At 42.0% G+C, this 15,353-nt stretch carries 15 protein-coding genes, 1 pseudogene, 1 riboswitch and 1 other annotated feature; of the genes and pseudogenes, 6 read left to right on the top strand and 10 right to left on the bottom strand.

Annotated features, from left to right (window positions below):
* Positions 1–27: 27 nt before the first annotated feature.
* From CXF58_RS02100 to CXF58_RS02090, 4 genes are all read right to left on the bottom strand, one after another.
* Positions 28–1,743 carry an OmpA family protein gene (locus CXF58_RS02100; RefSeq protein ID WP_102076416.1) on the bottom strand — a complete coding sequence of 572 codons (1,716 nt, stop codon included), beginning with the start codon at positions 1,741–1,743 and terminating at the stop codon, positions 28–30.
* A 433-nt stretch (positions 1,744–2,176) separates the two neighbouring features.
* Positions 2,177–3,589, bottom strand: a complete 1,413-nt coding sequence (locus CXF58_RS02095) for a hypothetical protein (RefSeq protein ID WP_226928811.1) — start codon at positions 3,587–3,589, stop codon at positions 2,177–2,179.
* Positions 3,519–3,827, bottom strand: coding sequence for a hypothetical protein (locus CXF58_RS13980; protein WP_228706510.1), 309 nt, complete (start codon positions 3,825–3,827; stop codon positions 3,519–3,521). The genes CXF58_RS02095 and CXF58_RS13980 overlap by 71 nt, the downstream gene beginning before the upstream one ends.
* Before the next feature lie 388 nt (positions 3,828–4,215).
* Positions 4,216–5,435 (bottom strand): IS3 family transposase gene (locus tag CXF58_RS02090; protein WP_413771793.1). Its coding sequence is split into 2 segments (ribosomal slippage): positions 4,216–5,159 and positions 5,159–5,435, totalling 1,221 coding nucleotides; the frame shifts between segments, so codons are not numbered across the junction.
* Positions 5,044–5,160, bottom strand: a sequence feature (AL1L pseudoknot). (Overlaps the previous gene by 117 nt.)
* A gap of 465 nt (positions 5,436–5,900) precedes the next feature.
* Between CXF58_RS02090 and CXF58_RS02085 the strand changes: the two genes are divergently transcribed.
* The 3 genes from CXF58_RS02085 (at position 5,901) to CXF58_RS02075 (ending at position 9,241) form a co-directional block, all read left to right on the top strand.
* Positions 5,901–7,388 (top strand): PepSY-associated TM helix domain-containing protein, encoded by a 1,488-nt coding sequence (locus CXF58_RS02085; RefSeq protein WP_068406616.1) that lies wholly within the window; start codon positions 5,901–5,903, stop codon positions 7,386–7,388.
* A 93-nt stretch (positions 7,389–7,481) separates the two neighbouring features.
* Positions 7,482–7,607: riboswitch (yybP-ykoY riboswitch) on the top strand.
* Between the two features lie 49 nt (positions 7,608–7,656).
* Positions 7,657–8,229, top strand: a complete 573-nt coding sequence (locus CXF58_RS02080; RefSeq protein ID WP_068406613.1) for a manganese efflux pump MntP — start codon at positions 7,657–7,659, stop codon at positions 8,227–8,229.
* A gap of 241 nt (positions 8,230–8,470) precedes the next feature.
* Positions 8,471–9,241 carry an alpha/beta fold hydrolase gene (locus CXF58_RS02075; protein WP_228706509.1) on the top strand — a complete coding sequence of 257 codons (771 nt, stop codon included), beginning with the start codon at positions 8,471–8,473 and terminating at the stop codon, positions 9,239–9,241.
* A gap of 284 nt (positions 9,242–9,525) precedes the next feature.
* Here the strand turns inward: CXF58_RS02075 and CXF58_RS02070 are convergent, their stop codons facing one another.
* Together CXF58_RS02070 and CXF58_RS02065 are read right to left on the bottom strand one after the other, a co-directional pair.
* Complete coding sequence (locus tag CXF58_RS02070) at positions 9,526–9,987, bottom strand: DMT family transporter (RefSeq protein WP_068406631.1); 462 nt, start codon at positions 9,985–9,987, stop codon at positions 9,526–9,528.
* An 8-nt stretch (positions 9,988–9,995) separates the two neighbouring features.
* Complete coding sequence (locus tag CXF58_RS02065; protein WP_068406610.1) at positions 9,996–10,430, bottom strand: DMT family transporter; 435 nt, start codon at positions 10,428–10,430, stop codon at positions 9,996–9,998.
* A 98-nt stretch (positions 10,431–10,528) separates the two neighbouring features.
* Here CXF58_RS02065 and CXF58_RS02060 point away from each other — a divergent pair, with 98 nt between their 5' ends.
* The gene (locus tag CXF58_RS02060) at positions 10,529–11,464 is read left to right on the top strand and encodes a LysR family transcriptional regulator (protein ID WP_068406608.1); all 936 of its coding nucleotides are present in this window, start codon (positions 10,529–10,531) and stop codon (positions 11,462–11,464) included.
* Positions 11,465–11,686: 222 nt separating this feature from the next.
* On the opposite strand, the pseudogene CXF58_RS02055 reads toward CXF58_RS02060, so the two are convergent.
* A pseudogene (locus CXF58_RS02055) lies at positions 11,687–11,875 on the bottom strand (integrase core domain-containing protein); the annotation flags it as partial.
* Positions 11,876–11,884: 9 nt separating this feature from the next.
* Entirely contained in the window at positions 11,885–12,775 is an 891-nt protein-coding gene (locus tag CXF58_RS02050; protein ID WP_068406606.1) for a LysR family transcriptional regulator, read from the bottom strand.
* Between the two features lie 135 nt (positions 12,776–12,910).
* Between CXF58_RS02050 and CXF58_RS02045 the strand changes: the two genes are divergently transcribed.
* The gene (locus CXF58_RS02045; protein WP_102076414.1) at positions 12,911–13,390 is read left to right on the top strand and encodes a CidA/LrgA family protein; all 480 of its coding nucleotides are present in this window, start codon (positions 12,911–12,913) and stop codon (positions 13,388–13,390) included.
* 22 nt (positions 13,391–13,412) lie between these two features.
* Positions 13,413–14,111 (top strand): LrgB family protein, encoded by a 699-nt coding sequence (locus CXF58_RS02040; protein ID WP_068406601.1) that lies wholly within the window; start codon positions 13,413–13,415, stop codon positions 14,109–14,111.
* Between the two features lie 50 nt (positions 14,112–14,161).
* On the opposite strand, the gene CXF58_RS02035 is transcribed toward CXF58_RS02040, so the two are convergent.
* Both CXF58_RS02035 and CXF58_RS02030 read right to left on the bottom strand, forming a co-directional pair.
* Positions 14,162–14,590: a transposase gene (locus CXF58_RS02035; protein ID WP_264753703.1), complete on the bottom strand. Its 429-nt coding sequence runs from the start codon at positions 14,588–14,590 to the stop codon at positions 14,162–14,164.
* A 70-nt stretch (positions 14,591–14,660) separates the two neighbouring features.
* The gene (locus CXF58_RS02030; RefSeq protein WP_068406597.1) at positions 14,661–15,011 is read right to left on the bottom strand and encodes an IS630 transposase-related protein; all 351 of its coding nucleotides are present in this window, start codon (positions 15,009–15,011) and stop codon (positions 14,661–14,663) included.
* Positions 15,012–15,353 lie beyond the last annotated feature (342 nt).

Raw genomic sequence — 15,353 nt, 5'->3', positions numbered from 1 at the left:
AATAACTATAAGTAATTAGAATTCTTATTAATTACTGGCTTTTGGGTCTAAGGCAGTACCACGACTGACATCATCACCATCTGGTAAGACATCATCGTTATTGCGATCTAATGGGTTTAAATCTGGGTCAATTGGTCTGCTATTCGATGTCGGTATCGAACTCTTCGGTGCAGGTAAATTGTTCCCTGTACGGTCATCACTGTCAGGCATTAGATCATCATTGTTACTGTCTAATGGATTTAAGTCTGGATCGAGCGCACCGTTACTAATCGCCACGCCATCATTGGCCATTGCCGTTTCATCATAGACGACGAACTCGATACGGCGGTTACGGAAACGACCTTGCTCTGTAGCGTTATCAGCGATTGGATCTGTCTCGCCCATACCTTTGGTCATAAGCTTACTTGGATCCGCACCTTGCGCAACCAGATAATCTTTCATCGATTGCGCGCGCTCTTGTGACAACTTCATATTATAAGCGGCATCGGCGGTTTTATCGGTATGGCCGATAATCATCAGCTTCATATCTGGCACTTGTTCCATAATCTGAACAGCATTGTCCAATAATGGCTTGTTAGCTTCTGGAATAATAGCTTTATCTACTTCAAAGTTCACGACTTGCAGGCTCAGCGCGCGAGCCACATCACGAGGATCTGGGTCTTGACCAAGGTTCTGCATCGCCGCTTGTGATGCTGCTAAACTGCGATCAATCTCGCTTTGTTCATCGAGCGGACCTTCTGCTTGTACCGTCATAGCTGGCGCTGCGGCTTGTAAATCAGCAACCAATTTATCTAATGCTGCTGAATCTGGCGCATTGACCGTAATAGTGTCGCCTTTGATCAGCATACTGGCATTGGGCACATTTTTGACGATTGGCAAAATAGAAGAAAGCTGAGCGGCAGCTGGCATATCCATCGAGAAGTTATCATCGACATCGGCGCGGCAATTATTGGCTTCATCACCAAATGCCGCTGTCAACGCGTCCATCACGTTGCCTTGTAGCGTCTCGTTACCAACGTTCATACGGCAGGCATATAATCCACTATTTTCACCAGTCGCAATACGTAGTGAAGCCGGTTCTATATCGGCTGCAACCACTGTTTGTCCGTCATTAGCCGCTTGCTGCTCAGTGGCAACTGGCGTACCGACTGGCTCAGGATTGTCTTGACACCCTCTAAGTAGCGCCCACGCCAAGGCGCCTAAGATAATCAAACCGATAATCGGTAGCAGCGCTTTCATAAAGCTGCCTTTTTCTTCCTCTTCACGGCGAATAGGCGCAGTGCTCACGGTATCAGACATATGCGCTCCAGCTGGTGCGGCAATCATACCTGCAGGCAGAACGGCGCTTGCCCATGCCGGAATATGGTGCTGATAACTAGCAAGATTGTCATTTAAAAACTGGGGCACAGGCGTGGTTCCGGCCAAGCTTTTGATTTCGTGATATGCTAACGGTGCGGCCATCGCAATCAAACCACGGGCTGCGGTCACATCAACGTTATGTTTACCCGCAAGCTCACGGGCAATTTGGTCGCGGTGAGCGCCATCGGTCCATACGCGGTCATAAAACCCTTGGTCATCACGGGCGATATTTTCATTAGCAAAACGTGTATAAGTCGTATTGTCTGCCAAGCGCGCGGCAAAAATAGCATAAAATTGCTCAAGTAAGTTCTGCTTAGCGGGATTGCGATCATCGCCTAGTACTGCAGGGCTAACCGTCCGCGTTAAGTGACTGATAATATCCATAATGTCATTCCTCAATAATTGTTATTCTAAATAATTGTTTTGCACTAAACTGCATTCTCAAAAAACTGAAAAGTTAATAGTACTGATATTTCTTAATAACGATATTTTTTAATATTAATATTTATATCAGCATTTAATAAACACTAGGTATTAAAAAGCGGCTTAATAAATATCAGCACTATCCATATTCAACTTTTGTCATTATAAAAGTATTAAGGCGGTATTCACAATCGATGGGCTGTTGTGCAATTGCTACGTTAAGTAATGTTTCAGTTGTGACACGTAACTGCGAAGTCTTTACAGTACAAATTACTAACATACCCATTATATCTGGAAATGACTGTCTATCTTTTTAGGCAAAAATAAAAAGGAGGATAGTCAATGATTGATCCTACCGTCCTTTAGCTCATTATTTGTTAGGCGTTTTAAACTATCATCTGACTTGCGCAGGCTCTGCCACGATAACGCTATTTGCCATATCGTCTACTTCTGATTCTGAAAAAGGTCCCGGTGGCCGCGTCGATGCAGGACGGTCATTGCTTCTAGGCTCGTTAGCTCTAGGTTCATTGCTTCTAGGCTCATTAGCTCTAGGCGGATTATTAAAATCGCTATTGCGTGCCGGTGCAGGCGTCACGCTATCACCGGTGATGTCATCAGAAGCTTGATAGTCGTTATTATTATTTGCATTACTGTTATTCATATTATTAGTGCCAGCGTACTGGTCATTTATGCTGCTTCCATCTTGAGCAAACTGATTGTTTGCAGCGTTCATCGCCATATTATCGGCCCCTATACCGTTTTCTGCACTATTCGGCAATGGTAGCGGCGCGGTACTATCTACCATTATCGCTGGTGCCAAAGTACGGATTTCAGTGGTCAATCTTTGTAGCTGCATACCATCCGGCGCTTCTATTGTCATACGGTCATTTTGCAACTGTAGACGGGCAAATGGTGTCGCTCTTAATAATGTCAGGATATTAGGCAGTGCTTCAATAGGCATATTGGCAATATTGTTAGCCACGCCTTCTTGTACCGTAAACTGACACATCCCTGCCTGCTCGCCAAAACTGCTATTGAGCGCTTGTTGCAGCGTGCTTTGTAGCGCGGCGTCACCGACGGAGGCGCTACAGGTATAAAGACTGCCGCTATTATCCACACCAACGATAAGCGTAGCGGGCGTCAACACCTGCGCGGTTGGCTCAGCGACAGGCGCTACCACAGCAGGTGCAGTCACCACTGGCTCTACAGGCGGGACTACATTAGGCTTAATTAAAAATGCCCATACCAATCCAATCGCTGCGATGGCGGCCAATAATAAAAACACCCGTATTAATAAGTCATTACGTTGGTTGCGGGTTCGTACTTTTTCGCGCTTTAAACTGCTGTTATCTGCTAAGTGATGCTCAGCAGGATTGGCATGAATAGCGCTCGCAGCTAGGCTGTTATCGAAGCTTTCACTAGCAAGTTCTGTTGCCACGTTTGGTTGTTTTATCAAGTTCGCAGAAGGACTTACTACGCTTGCTTCAGTAGCATCTTTATTTAATAAAACGGTTTCTGTCGCAGCATTGACTATGGCGTTTTGATAATCAAACAACTCATCAGGGTTATCTTGTGCGACGGTAATGAGCGGTGCTGCCCATATTGGCAGGTAATGGCGCAGTGAGGGCTGCTCACTTTGTAAAAATGCTGGTAAAAACTGCCCGTTGGCCATGACCTTAAGCTCACGATAAGCCAGTGGCGCGGCATTCATGATGAGCTTTGTGGTAGTCAGCTCATCAATATGATGGGTCACTGCCAGCTCTTCGATAATGGTTTGGCGCGCTTGGGGCTTGCCATAATTGTTCAAATAATGGCGTCTCTACTATATTTTCATTAGCAATTGGCTCATCAACACGCAATAACTGCGAGTAAATTTGCGGCAATGCCAAACGCGCCGCCAAAATGGCATAAAACTGCTCCAATAAGCTGACATAAGACACGCTGCCGTTATCGACAGGATGACCATCAATAACCTGTTCATTATTAATCTGGCTAACTAAGACGGCTGGGGTCACTATCTGCTCTAATTGGTCGATGATATTCATAAGTTCCAGCCTTTATCGGCGTTAATTTAAGATATGGGACAGCGATTCTTTTTTTGACTTCGGTTTTATACGCTGTAGACTGTAGCACGCCCATAAAAATGCGCGCTTAACAGGTCAACATTTAGTCAACACTTAGTTGATACTTAACAAGCTAATATTGGCATATAAATTGCCTATCATTTTTAATCTTTTTTTGGCGGTGTTCTAAAAAGTATGCTGGCGGTAAAAGGCAATAGGAAATCTAAGCTAAGTTCTCTGATTTTATAAAGCTTTCAAGGCTTCAAAAATTGTTCAAATTTTAATCAGTATGCTTTTTGGCACATCACCAGCAAAAGAAGGTTTTGATAGGTGAACCGCCCCGACTATATCGGAGAGTGATTTACTTGAGTCAGGCAGCGATGCCTGACAGGGTTAAATTATCGTAATACCGCTTTTCAAACTCAAAGGGTGACACATAACCAATCGTGCTATGCAGTCGTATTTTATTAAACCAGTCCACCCATTCAAGGGTTGCCAGTTCAACATCATTGATACCAGTCCAGTTCTCCTTTAAATAGTCAATTACCTCAGATTTATAGAGTCCATTGACCGTTTCAGCCAGTGCATTATCGTATGAATCACCAGTCGTGCCGACAGAAGCGATGATACCAGAGTCACACATTTTGTCAGTATAGCGAATGGATAAGTACTGAACCCCTCGATCGCTGTGATGAATCACATCTTTGGGATGGTTCCTATCTGCTATCGCCTGATTTAGCGCAGCCATAACCATATCGGTATTCATGCGATTAGATACTTTCCAACCGACAATACTACGGGCAAACACGTCAATAATAAAAGCGGTATACACCCAGCCGCTTATCGTCTTGATATAAGTAAAGTCTGCCACCCAGAGCTGGTTAGGGCGATGAGCGCTAAAGTTACGATTAACTAGGTCATCAGCGCGCTTTTGGTCATCACGGCTGTGAGTTGTTATTTTACCCTTACCGCGCCAGACACCTTGTAGGCCATGCTGTCTCATTAAACGCTCTATGGTACAACGAGCAACCTTTAACCCGTCAGCTTTCATCTGCTGCCATACTTTACGCGCACCGTAACGGCATTTGCTGTCCTGCCAGATACGTTTAATCTCGCTGATGTAAAAGTCGTCATGTTGACTGCGCAGTGAGCGTTTTTCAGGGTAGCTCTCCAAGTCTTTAGCACGGTGATAGGTTGATGGGGCAATCGGTAATACTCTACAGATCAGCTCGACCCCATAATTATTCTTATGATCGTCGATGAATTCAATCATGATTTTAGTCAGCGGTCGAGCTCCGCCTGGGCGAAAAAAGCGGCAGCCTTACGTATGATTTCATTAGCTTGCTTAAGTTCTTTATTCTCGCGTTCAAGCTCTTTAATACGTTGATCTTGGCTTTGAGCTTGTACCGACGCAGGAACGGTTTGATCGTTGTATTTTTTATGCCATGATCGTAGGGTTTCAGGCGTACAGCCAATCTTAGGAGCAATGGCTTGAATAGCTGACCATGTGGAGGGATAGTCGCCTGACGCTTCAATAAGCATGCGAACGGCGCGTTCTTTAATCTCAGGAGTGTAGGTTTGTTTTTTCATTGTCGTATTCTCTCAGAATGTTGAGTCTCCGACAATCCCGGGGCGGTTCACTTTTTAGGAAGGTCCCACACCGAACCAATCAGGCGCTTCCACTGGTTCGGTACCCTAGTGAGGACTTGGATACTAACCTGTAGCCTAGATTATTTGAATAGACATAGCCTCTAAGAGTGGAACAGTGTACATCTAAGTTTACTAGCTAACTCCGGTTCAATGATTTTTAACCATGCTATCTAGGGTCAACATACTATTATTCCTTATGCCCTCTAGCATCTGCAATATACCGAAATTAATATCACTGGAGAAAAAAGCATCTGGCATTATATCGCACCATCAAAAAACCATTATGTTCTGAATATTTGCGCTTCAGAATATAAACCACAAAGTCAGCACGCGCGAACAAGACATTCACTGTCCACTTTGTTGCCAAGCTAGCTAGAAAGTATAAAGCTATTGGAATCTCTATTTATGAATAAAGAAACAAGCAATCAGCACTATTTTACCGTGTGGCGATGGCATTTTTATGCAGGAATATTTGTTGTCCCTTTTTTAATTATTTTATCTTGTACCGCACTTGGTATGTTGGTTATGTCTAACACAGTGGGACGAGACAATGACCGTTTAAGCATTACTGTTCCCGAAACAGCAATGCAAGCGCCCCTCGCTACCCAAGCTAAAAACGCGCTCAATACCTTACCCAATAGTACCCTCGTTAAATATATCGCCCCTCGTGATACGGATAAGGTAGCTCTGTTTCAGGTAACATCAGAAGACCATGACAATATGGTAGCCGTCAATCCTTATACTGCAGATATCGTCAACAGTACACCCAGCAATAGCAATCTGTATTATACCTTTGACAGTATTCATGGTGATTTGCTGCTGGGTAAAGTCGGTGATTATATTCAAGAAACGACTGCTTCATTAACAATTCTAATGATACTAACTGGCTGGTATTTGTGGTGGCATAAGCGTAAATCTGTCAAAGCGATGTTGATTCCTGACGATACCAATCTAAAGAAAAAGCGTTCCTTTTTCCGGACGATCCACGCGACATTAGGCAGTTGGATATCTGTTTTGCTATTGTTTTTCTGTATTTCGGGAATGGCTTGGGCAGGAATTTGGGGTGAGCGCATTGTACAGTCGTGGAGTCACTTCCCTGCGGGTAAATGGGGCGTCGCGCCAATGCCAATCTCGATTGACCACAGTCAGAATCATGCTGATATGCATATGGATAACGCCGATGCCGCGCCGCACGTCCATGGCGCAACAGCAGCCACAGCTCACACACATGGCAGCGTATTAAATTCAGGAAAGACTAAAGACGTGCCTTGGGTACTAGAGTTAACACCAATGCCAGAATCAGGTACGACTATGGGTAAAAACGGTATTGCGCCCAATATACCCATTATGATTGTTACCGTAGATCGATTTGCTCGTGAGCTTGGTTTTGTAGGGCGTTATCAGTTGAATCTACCGCAAGGGGAGACAGGCGTATGGACGATTAGCCAAGATTCAATGAGCTACGATATGAAAAGCCCAACGGCTGATCGCACCGTGCATATTGACCGCTATTCGGGCAAGGTTTTGGCTGATATACGGTTCGATGATTACAATGCGTTTGGTAAATTTATGGCAGCGGGTGCTGCCATACACATGGGGACGCTGGGGTGGTGGAGTGTATTAGCCAACGTTTTATTCTGCCTCTCTGTTATTGCCATTTGTGTGAGTGGTTATGTGATGTGGTGGCAACGCTGTCCTCGTCAAACTAACGACATGACTGGACTCAATCCACCAGCTCGTAGTCAGCGTTTTACTATAGGGTGGACGCTTGCCATTCCGTTACTTATTGTCGCTATCATATTCCCAACGGCAATCATTGCTATTGTTGTCATCGCTTTATTAGATTTTTTATTGATATCGCGTGTTAAATTTTTACGCAAGCTACTGAAGTAAGTATCTTTAATAGATTCTACTGTTATAGGCTATAGCCTCAAAGAAGCCTGACTAGATACTTTCTTATTGACTTGTAACATAGACATGTTAATGTGAGCGTTCTTTGGGGAGTAGCCTGCTTTCGTTCTGCGAAAGAGTTCGTGTCAACATGCTTGGCCATATGCCATGGTACGAACACCTCTCGGTTGGCGAGACCATCGATATATCCACACTGTAGGTCGAGAGTGTGCGTATGTCGTTGACTCTATACTCGGCCTGAGAAAATCACATGAATCCTATTGCACTTTCATTACTTGCTTTTTCTATGTCTACTGATGCCTTTTCTGTGGCGATTGGTAAAGGCGCAAGTCTTAAAAACCCCCGTTTTACCGAAGCGTTAAGAATGGGTGTCATCTTTGGCTCTATTGAAGCGATTACCCCTATCATTGGCTGGTTAATTGGCCGTTCTGCTACCTCTTTTATCGATGCCTCTTTTATTGAAGCATGGGACCATTGGGTCGCATTCGTCATTCTATTAGGCTTAGGGCTGCACATGCTGTATGCAGGGCTAAAACCGGATAATGAAGAACAAGAAGCCCCCTCAAGACATTCGTTTCTCAAACTTGCTGTTGCTGCTTTTGGTACTAGTATCGATGCGATGGCTGTCGGTATTAGTCTTGCATTTATAGAAGTTAATATTCTACTAGCAGCAAGCTTGATTGGGTTGGCGACGGCCACCATGGTCACGTTTGGCGTGATGCTTGGAAAAGTACTGGGATCACTCATCGGCCATAAAGCAGAAATGTTCGGCGGCTTAATGCTAATTGCCATCGGTGGGTGGATTCTATTCAGCCATTTTTAATTGCAAAAGCCTATATGTGACCTGATAATTTAGTCCTCTTTATTATTTTCTTATCAGCTGCATCCAACAAGTCAGCCGCATGGTCAGCGACTGGCTCAAGGAAATCTCTTTTACTACGTATCCATGTTAAAAGTGGCATATTTACCCCATTCAATTTGAACTCATTATATCCACTCAATACACATTCGAACGCAACATCACATTAGATGACAAACAAGCGCGCTATTATGACCTGTCTGCGTTGGGTAATAGGGATAGAAACACATCGAGGACAGCGGCTCATTTCTATGGTGGCAACGGCTTTACGACTGGCGTCTATTTACCACTATTAACCAAGCTCAGTGCGCAATTTGCTATCACCAGTCTTGCCATGCGCGGCTACTGGCACGATTTACCATCCGTCAAGAAGCTTACCTGCGAGCAAGATGCCAATATATTGATTGATTTTTTAGAGAAGACACAAGACAGCCCTATCGTCGGTATTGGACATTCTCAAGGTGCTACCGCCACTGCCATCGCCGCAGCCAAACGTCCAGAGCTGTTCTCAGAGCTTTACTTGATAGAGCCTGTGACTTTTACCAAATCGCAAACCCTCATGATGAACGCTGCGCCTGACGACTTAAAGATTGGTCAAGAACCGTTCAAAAGCACGTTAGCCAAGCAAACGAACTGGGAGAGTATTGAGTTATACTACGACTATCTACGGGCGCATCGCGCATTCAAGCGTATCAATGACGATCATCTTTATACTTTTGCAAAAAACAGTCTTGTCCAAAATGAGCAAGAGCAATACAGCTTACTGTTCGCCCCTAAGCAAGAGTTGGCAAGCTACTTTGACACTCCTTTTGTCAATGATGCTTTAAAAGAGCTCAACGACCTTGATGTACCCTACACCATTATCATTGGCAAACCTTCCATATTTATTAGCAATGAGGTTCGTAAAGTTTGGGAAGATCTCGTCCCGTTGAACGCATCATTGAGTTATCAGACAATGGACATCTTCTGCCAATAGAAGCACCTGAACGGTGTGTGACTATCATTATAAGAAGGTTCAGCAGTAATACACCCAGTTCTTCATAGCTACAAAGTGAAAAATATGTCTAGGGCGTGTCTTCATTTTAAAAATGGTGATAAAAATGAGATAAATTGCAGTCAAACAAGGAAAATAGCGCCGTTAATATCGGGATATTACCTAGCTATTTGATGAAGTTTGGCAAAATTTAGCCATTTTTAGCCCATTTAGATGTCCATCGATTAAATTGAAGTCATGCCCTAGTAATAATCAATATATATGAGCTACTGAGCCTCTTTAGGCTCAGACTTGCTACTCGCATAAATAAAATAAAGCGCGATTGCCAAACAAACCAAAGCACTGATTCGACTACCTGAAAGGCTAATGACCTCATTACCAAGCAAACCAAAATTATCAATTAATACACTCATACTCAGCTGACCAAAAATAACGGCTACCGTTGCCACAGCAGTTCCAATACGCTGGACCGCAACCACCATAATGACAATATAAGGAACACCACACAAAGCGCCAAGTAGTTGCCACTTAGGCACATCCATCAAAGTGACCGTATGACTTGGTTCAAAAAAGAAAATAAGCAAAGCGGTCACAACCGCACCCACAGAAAAGGTTAAAAAAGCACTTTTAAACACCCCAACGTTGCTGCCAAGGCGACCATTTAATGCTGCTTGAACACTTAAAGCCGCGCCGCCAATTATTGCCAATACAATCATTAAAATAAGCATCATTTAGATTATCCTTTTGCCATAAAAATAAGTGCGGCAATAATGAAAAATAAAGCAATAATTCGTTTGTTGTCTATTTTTCGCTCTATGGTATCAAACAAACCATAATGATCTATGAGTAAACTCTGAAACACTTGTCCAGCCAGTATGCCAATCATCGTCAGCGCAATGCCAATGACAGGCGTGACCACGGTTAATACCACAACATAAACAGGCCCCAAAATACCACCAACCAGCAGTAAAGGCGGCTGTGAAAAAAAGGAAGGGCTATCTCGCGGACTAAAAAACAACATCAAAAAGAATGTCAGAGCAGCGCCAACGCCAAAAATACTCAACGTTGCCCACAGCTCGCCTACCTCATTTCCTAAAGGTCCAAGTAATCCCGCTTCAACAGATAATCCCATGCCCCCTAAAACAACAATAAGTATTAATAAAATTTGCATGTAATAATCCTCAATGAGCAATGCGGCGTAGTGTACCGCAGCCTATACCCATTAAAAAACGCTATAATATAGAAATAACCTTTGCATAAGTTGCACAAATGGATACAGTGGATAGCATCAACATAAAAACTCTATTATTTTTTATAGAGGTTTTTGACGCTCAGAGTTTTTCTGTAGTGGCGCGAAAAGAAGGTGTGTCAGCTTCTAAAGTGTCTCGTATTATCAAACAGCTAGAAGACTCTTTAGGGCAACAGCTTTTTCATCGCAATACACGTGCCGTCATTCCGACTGAAGCGGGACATGTGTTTATGCGCTATGCAAAATCCATGACTGAAAGCATGAATGCGGCACAACAGGAACTTCAAGACAGGACTTTAGAACCAGGTGGTTTAATCAGAATCAACGCCCCTATTTTTTTTGGACAACGCCATATCGCACCTTGGCTGCCGCAGCTTAGTGCTCAATATCCTAGATTACAGATAGATTTGACGTTAACGGATGACTTTATTGATCCTCATCATTACGCAACAGACGTTATTTTTAGAATCGGTACTTTAAATGACTCGACCTTTCATGCGCGTATTTTTGGTGAGCAAACCTATCATCTTGTCGCTTCTCCGGCGTATATAAGCACACATGGTAAATTGCAAGTGCCAGCAGATCTGACGCATCATAAATGCCTAGTGTATAAGGGCTCAACAGGACCCAATCGTTGGCTTTTTAAAACAGGAAATGAAGATTGGACGCCATTCTTAGCGCCTGCTTTGTTGATGTCTAATAATGCAGAATCTTTATTGGTATCTGCACTCAAAGGAATGGGAATCGTGCTTTTTCCAGATTGGCTTATCGGTGAGTACTTGAAGAGTGGTGAGCTTATTAAGCTATTGCCTAATTATAGTACGGCAGTCAAAACCACACCTCAGCATGTCGCTGCTCTCTATCCTCATACTCGTCACATTTCTCTAAATGTAAGAACGCTAATTGATTATTTTGCCAAGGTTTATGGCACTCCTCTTTATTGGCAACTCAATTAAACGGCCATAACGGTGTTTGTCAACATAGTTGTCACTATTTACGAAAGAGATGCACATGAGAGAATAATGATGCATATATTCTCTGATAAAAATGCGCATAATAAATTCTCAAGTATTATCTATGACATGCTGCTGGCCATTTGCTCGGCCAGTTTTTTAAGGTCAGATTGAGTAGTCATTGCTTATTCTTCGGTTATTGGATTATAAGCAGTTACACACTTTTTAGGAAAGGCTCTCAAACTCAAAAGGCGATACATAGCCCAATGCACTGTGTATACGCTTTTTATTGAACCGATCTACCCAATTCAATGTCGCAAGTTGTACATTCGCTAAACCTTGCAAATCTGCTTTCAAATATTCAATCACCTCTGTTTTGTATAACCTATGCCCTGTTACAGCCAAAGCATTATCAAGGCCTAGTTATATATTTTTTCTTATGTTATCAAGCCAAGCTTGCATACTTGGTGTAAGCAAGCGATGACGGCGCCAAGCCATGACAAGCTCCCATTTTAACTGAGGTTGGGTTAGTGGCAAGCAGACTAATCCTGTTAAATCCAACTTTTGAGTATAATATTGAGGCAAAAGAGTCACGCCCATATCCTGTTTTACCATGTCAAGAAGCAAGTGCCACTGATTGGTTTGGCAAATAATATTAGGTTCAAAACCTAGTGATTGACAGTTTTCTATAATCATCGGAGTAAATGATGAATTGGAGGTAAATAAAATTAGGGGTGCATTTGATAGTGACTTAAGTGTTACCTTGGTTTTTTGCTTACCCATACGGTTTTTATTTGCTACGACCACCACTGGATAGCAACATATCGACAAGTAGTCAAAATCATCGTCAATCGGCTTCATCAATGTTGCCACATCAAGTTGCCCCTCTAGAAGGGCCTGCTTAAGTGACTCAGCACCATCTTCGATAAGTGAAGTTTCTATACTAGGATGCATTTGGTAAAAGTTAAAAATAGCTTTGCTTAGTATTTCACTGCCTAACGGTGAAATCCCCAAACGCAATTTACCACCTATTAATTGCTGATAATCTACTACTGTTTGTTCAAGATTATCTGCCTTTTGTAAGATATCAACTGCTTGAATATAGAGGTGTTCGCCAATTTCCGTTAAATTAACTAGCCGCTTTTTTCTATGAGTCAAAGGCTTATCAAACAGAGCTACGCCTAAATATTCTTCAAGATTACTGATAGATTTGGTAACGGTGGGTTGGGTTAAATTGAGTTGAATACTGGCTTGAAGAAACCCACCTGTTTTTACAACTGTCACAAAGCAGCGTAATTGTTTCAAAGTTATCATGAATAATAAACCATGGTTAGGAAGGATAATGAAATTTATTATAGAAATTGGGAATAAAAATAAAAATATAATTCATAATTTATGACTATGGTATTTTTATAATAAGTAGTCTCTAATCAACAAACAACAATTATTATGCGTAATCCTAATATTCGCTTATCCCTATCTTTTGTAGATGAAAAAAAACTTACACTTCAACAGTTCTATCGCCAATCATGGCTTCATGTCCTTATGCAATGCGCTATTATCGCAGCTGTCTGGTATTGTGCTGAGATATTGGTTGAATTATTGCATTTACCCGTATCCTCAGGCGTCTTAGGAATGTTTTTAATGCTGATATTATTAATGAGTGGTGCTATTAAGGTTAACTGGGTCAGACTGGGTGCAAAATTTGTTTTGGGTGAATTAGTATTAATGTTTATCCCGCTTATGATGTCAATACTTCAATATAAGGCGCTGTTTGTCAGTAAAGGATGGCAATTAATGCTGACAATTATCTTGAGTACCGCGATGGTGATGTTAAGCTCAGCATTAACCTTTATCATGGGGCGCCGTTTGCAACGTAGATTGTATCGTCATCATATTCATAAAGCCCAATTAAACCTAAAAAAATGATAATAATGCGTGAGGATTTGCGATGAATACTTGGTCAATCCTTTGTCTCATTTGGACATTAGCTGCCTATTATATGGCTAGAGTAGTCTATGTGCGCTATCGAAAATCTTGGCTAAACCCTGCTATCACGGTTCCAGTAGTAACGCTTTCATTAATGATAATTTTTAATATCTCTTATGATACTTATTGGAAGGATACAGCTTGGATTGTGCAGCTACTTGCCCCCGCAACGGTTGCGTTTGCTATACCTATTTATGAGTATCGTCGTTTAATACGTCAACATGCTTTGGCTTTGACCGCTTCCATAACTGTCGGGATGGTGGTGGGGGTCTTAAGCATATATATATTCGCTGGTTTGTTTCATTTTGATAAGACCTTGACCTATAGCTTGATGGCCCGTTCAATATCGACACCATTTGCGTTAGACTTATCTGAAAAAATTCACGGATCTTCCTCTTTAGTCTCATTGTTTACTTTGATTACAGGGATGGTGGGAATGATTTTAGGGGATATGATCTTGACTTTTTTTCGTATTCGCTCCCATCTTGCAAATGGAATCGCATTTGGTAATGCATCACACGGTTTTGGTACAGCCCGGGCAAGTCAGCGCAATGAGGATGAGGGCGTTATAGCAAGTTTAACAATGATTTTAGCGGGATTGTTTATGGTATTCTTAGGTCCTTCATTAATACATGGCGTAATGTTATTCGGGCAAGTTTAAGCAAATATATATAGAGACCCTAATCTATATTAAGAATAGATATGATATAGTCAGTTCAAAATAAAATTGTTATGGTTAGGACAAACATCATAAAACAACTTGGATAAGTCGTTTTCCAACCAGCCTTGGCGTAGAAACTTTACTTGTGCCCATTTTTTTTCAATAGGGTTCAAATCAGGGCTGTACGGTGGCAGCCATAGAATACGATGACCATGCCTGTTCAGTAGCTTTTGAATGCGCTTCTTCTTATGAAATCTGGCATTATCCATCACAATCACGCATTTTGTTTTAAGACTTGGGATCAGCTTGTGTTTGCACCATTCGTAGAATATGCGGCTGTTAATGTTGTGCTTAAAGTAATCTAGTGCAAACAGCATCTTTTCATAGAGAGCACCGATAACGTTGGTTCGCTTTTTACCTTGCCAGTTGTAGCTATCGATACAAGGCTTACCAATCGGTGCATAACCATGAGAGCGAATGGTCTCGTGCTCAAAGCCGCGCGCGTATATATAAACGATGGGATAGCCTTGCTGCTTAAAGCTATTAAGCTTACTGTGGTATATCGCTCTTTTGATCGGACAGGCTTTTGGATGCTCTAAGGTCTTTTTTTTGACTGATGCCTAGGCGCTTTAGGGCATGATAAATGCCTGTTTTACTACAGTTTAAGCGACGAGCTCGCTCATACTGGTAATCATCGGGATACTCTTTGACATCATTAAGTAGCACATCATCTGGTATTTTATAAGGTTTGGTTTGCCTGGTTGTTTTACTATGAACACGCCGCTTCCAGTTTTGTATGGTGGTTGGGCTGAGATTGTAAAACTCAGCTGCCTCGGCAAAGGTCATACCGTCATCTATACTTTTTAGTACCTGTTTGCGAAAATCTAGTGAGTAAGTCATGGTCTTTATAATAACAATTGGGTTTGATAATTAGTTTATAACACTTTTAGGTGGAATTGACTATAACAGCCATTATCACTAACAGATAAACAATAAAAAAACGTATAAATTTCCGTTTTTATTCTAAAGTTAATTCGACTTTAACTAAATGTAATGAGCATTATTTCTTTTAAACTTCAACCTATTAACTTATATTATTTGAATATCAGATAAAATGAATGACTATTTTTTGAGGATACGAGTGTTTATGAGTTATTGAATCGGGATTTTCTAAATCATCATTTTAAACCCCTTAACAAATCATTATTTTTCTTGTAACAACAAATAAGATAGAGGATTTCT

The sequence above is a fragment of the Psychrobacter sp. Sarcosine-02u-2 genome, from assembly GCF_002836335.1.
In the GTDB taxonomy this organism is placed as follows: domain Bacteria; phylum Pseudomonadota; class Gammaproteobacteria; order Pseudomonadales; family Moraxellaceae; genus Psychrobacter; species Psychrobacter faecalis.
Note: the sequence above shows the minus strand (reverse complement) of the source record. Positions and strands in the feature narration are given on the sequence as shown.

Excerpts from the sequence above, each read along its gene's own strand:
- CXF58_RS02100 (WP_102076416.1), bottom strand. The coding sequence starts at position 1,743 with ATGGATATTATCAGTCACTTAACGCGGACGGTTAGCCCTGCAGTACTA.
- CXF58_RS13980 (WP_228706510.1), bottom strand. The coding sequence starts at position 3,827 with ATGAATATCATCGACCAATTAGAGCAGATAGTGACCCCAGCCGTCTTA.
- CXF58_RS02085 (WP_068406616.1), top strand. The coding sequence starts at position 5,901 with ATGAATAAAGAAACAAGCAATCAGCACTATTTTACCGTGTGGCGATGG.
- CXF58_RS02080 (WP_068406613.1), top strand. The coding sequence starts at position 7,657 with ATGAATCCTATTGCACTTTCATTACTTGCTTTTTCTATGTCTACTGAT.
- CXF58_RS02070 (WP_068406631.1), bottom strand. The coding sequence starts at position 9,987 with ATGCTTATTTTAATGATTGTATTGGCAATAATTGGCGGCGCGGCTTTA.
- CXF58_RS02065 (WP_068406610.1), bottom strand. The coding sequence starts at position 10,430 with ATGCAAATTTTATTAATACTTATTGTTGTTTTAGGGGGCATGGGATTA.
- CXF58_RS02060 (WP_068406608.1), top strand. The coding sequence starts at position 10,529 with ATGGATACAGTGGATAGCATCAACATAAAAACTCTATTATTTTTTATA.
- CXF58_RS02050 (WP_068406606.1), bottom strand. The coding sequence starts at position 12,775 with ATGATAACTTTGAAACAATTACGCTGCTTTGTGACAGTTGTAAAAACA.
- CXF58_RS02045 (WP_102076414.1), top strand. The coding sequence starts at position 12,911 with ATGCGTAATCCTAATATTCGCTTATCCCTATCTTTTGTAGATGAAAAA.
- CXF58_RS02040 (WP_068406601.1), top strand. The coding sequence starts at position 13,413 with ATGAATACTTGGTCAATCCTTTGTCTCATTTGGACATTAGCTGCCTAT.
- CXF58_RS02030 (WP_068406597.1), bottom strand. The coding sequence starts at position 15,011 with ATGACTTACTCACTAGATTTTCGCAAACAGGTACTAAAAAGTATAGAT.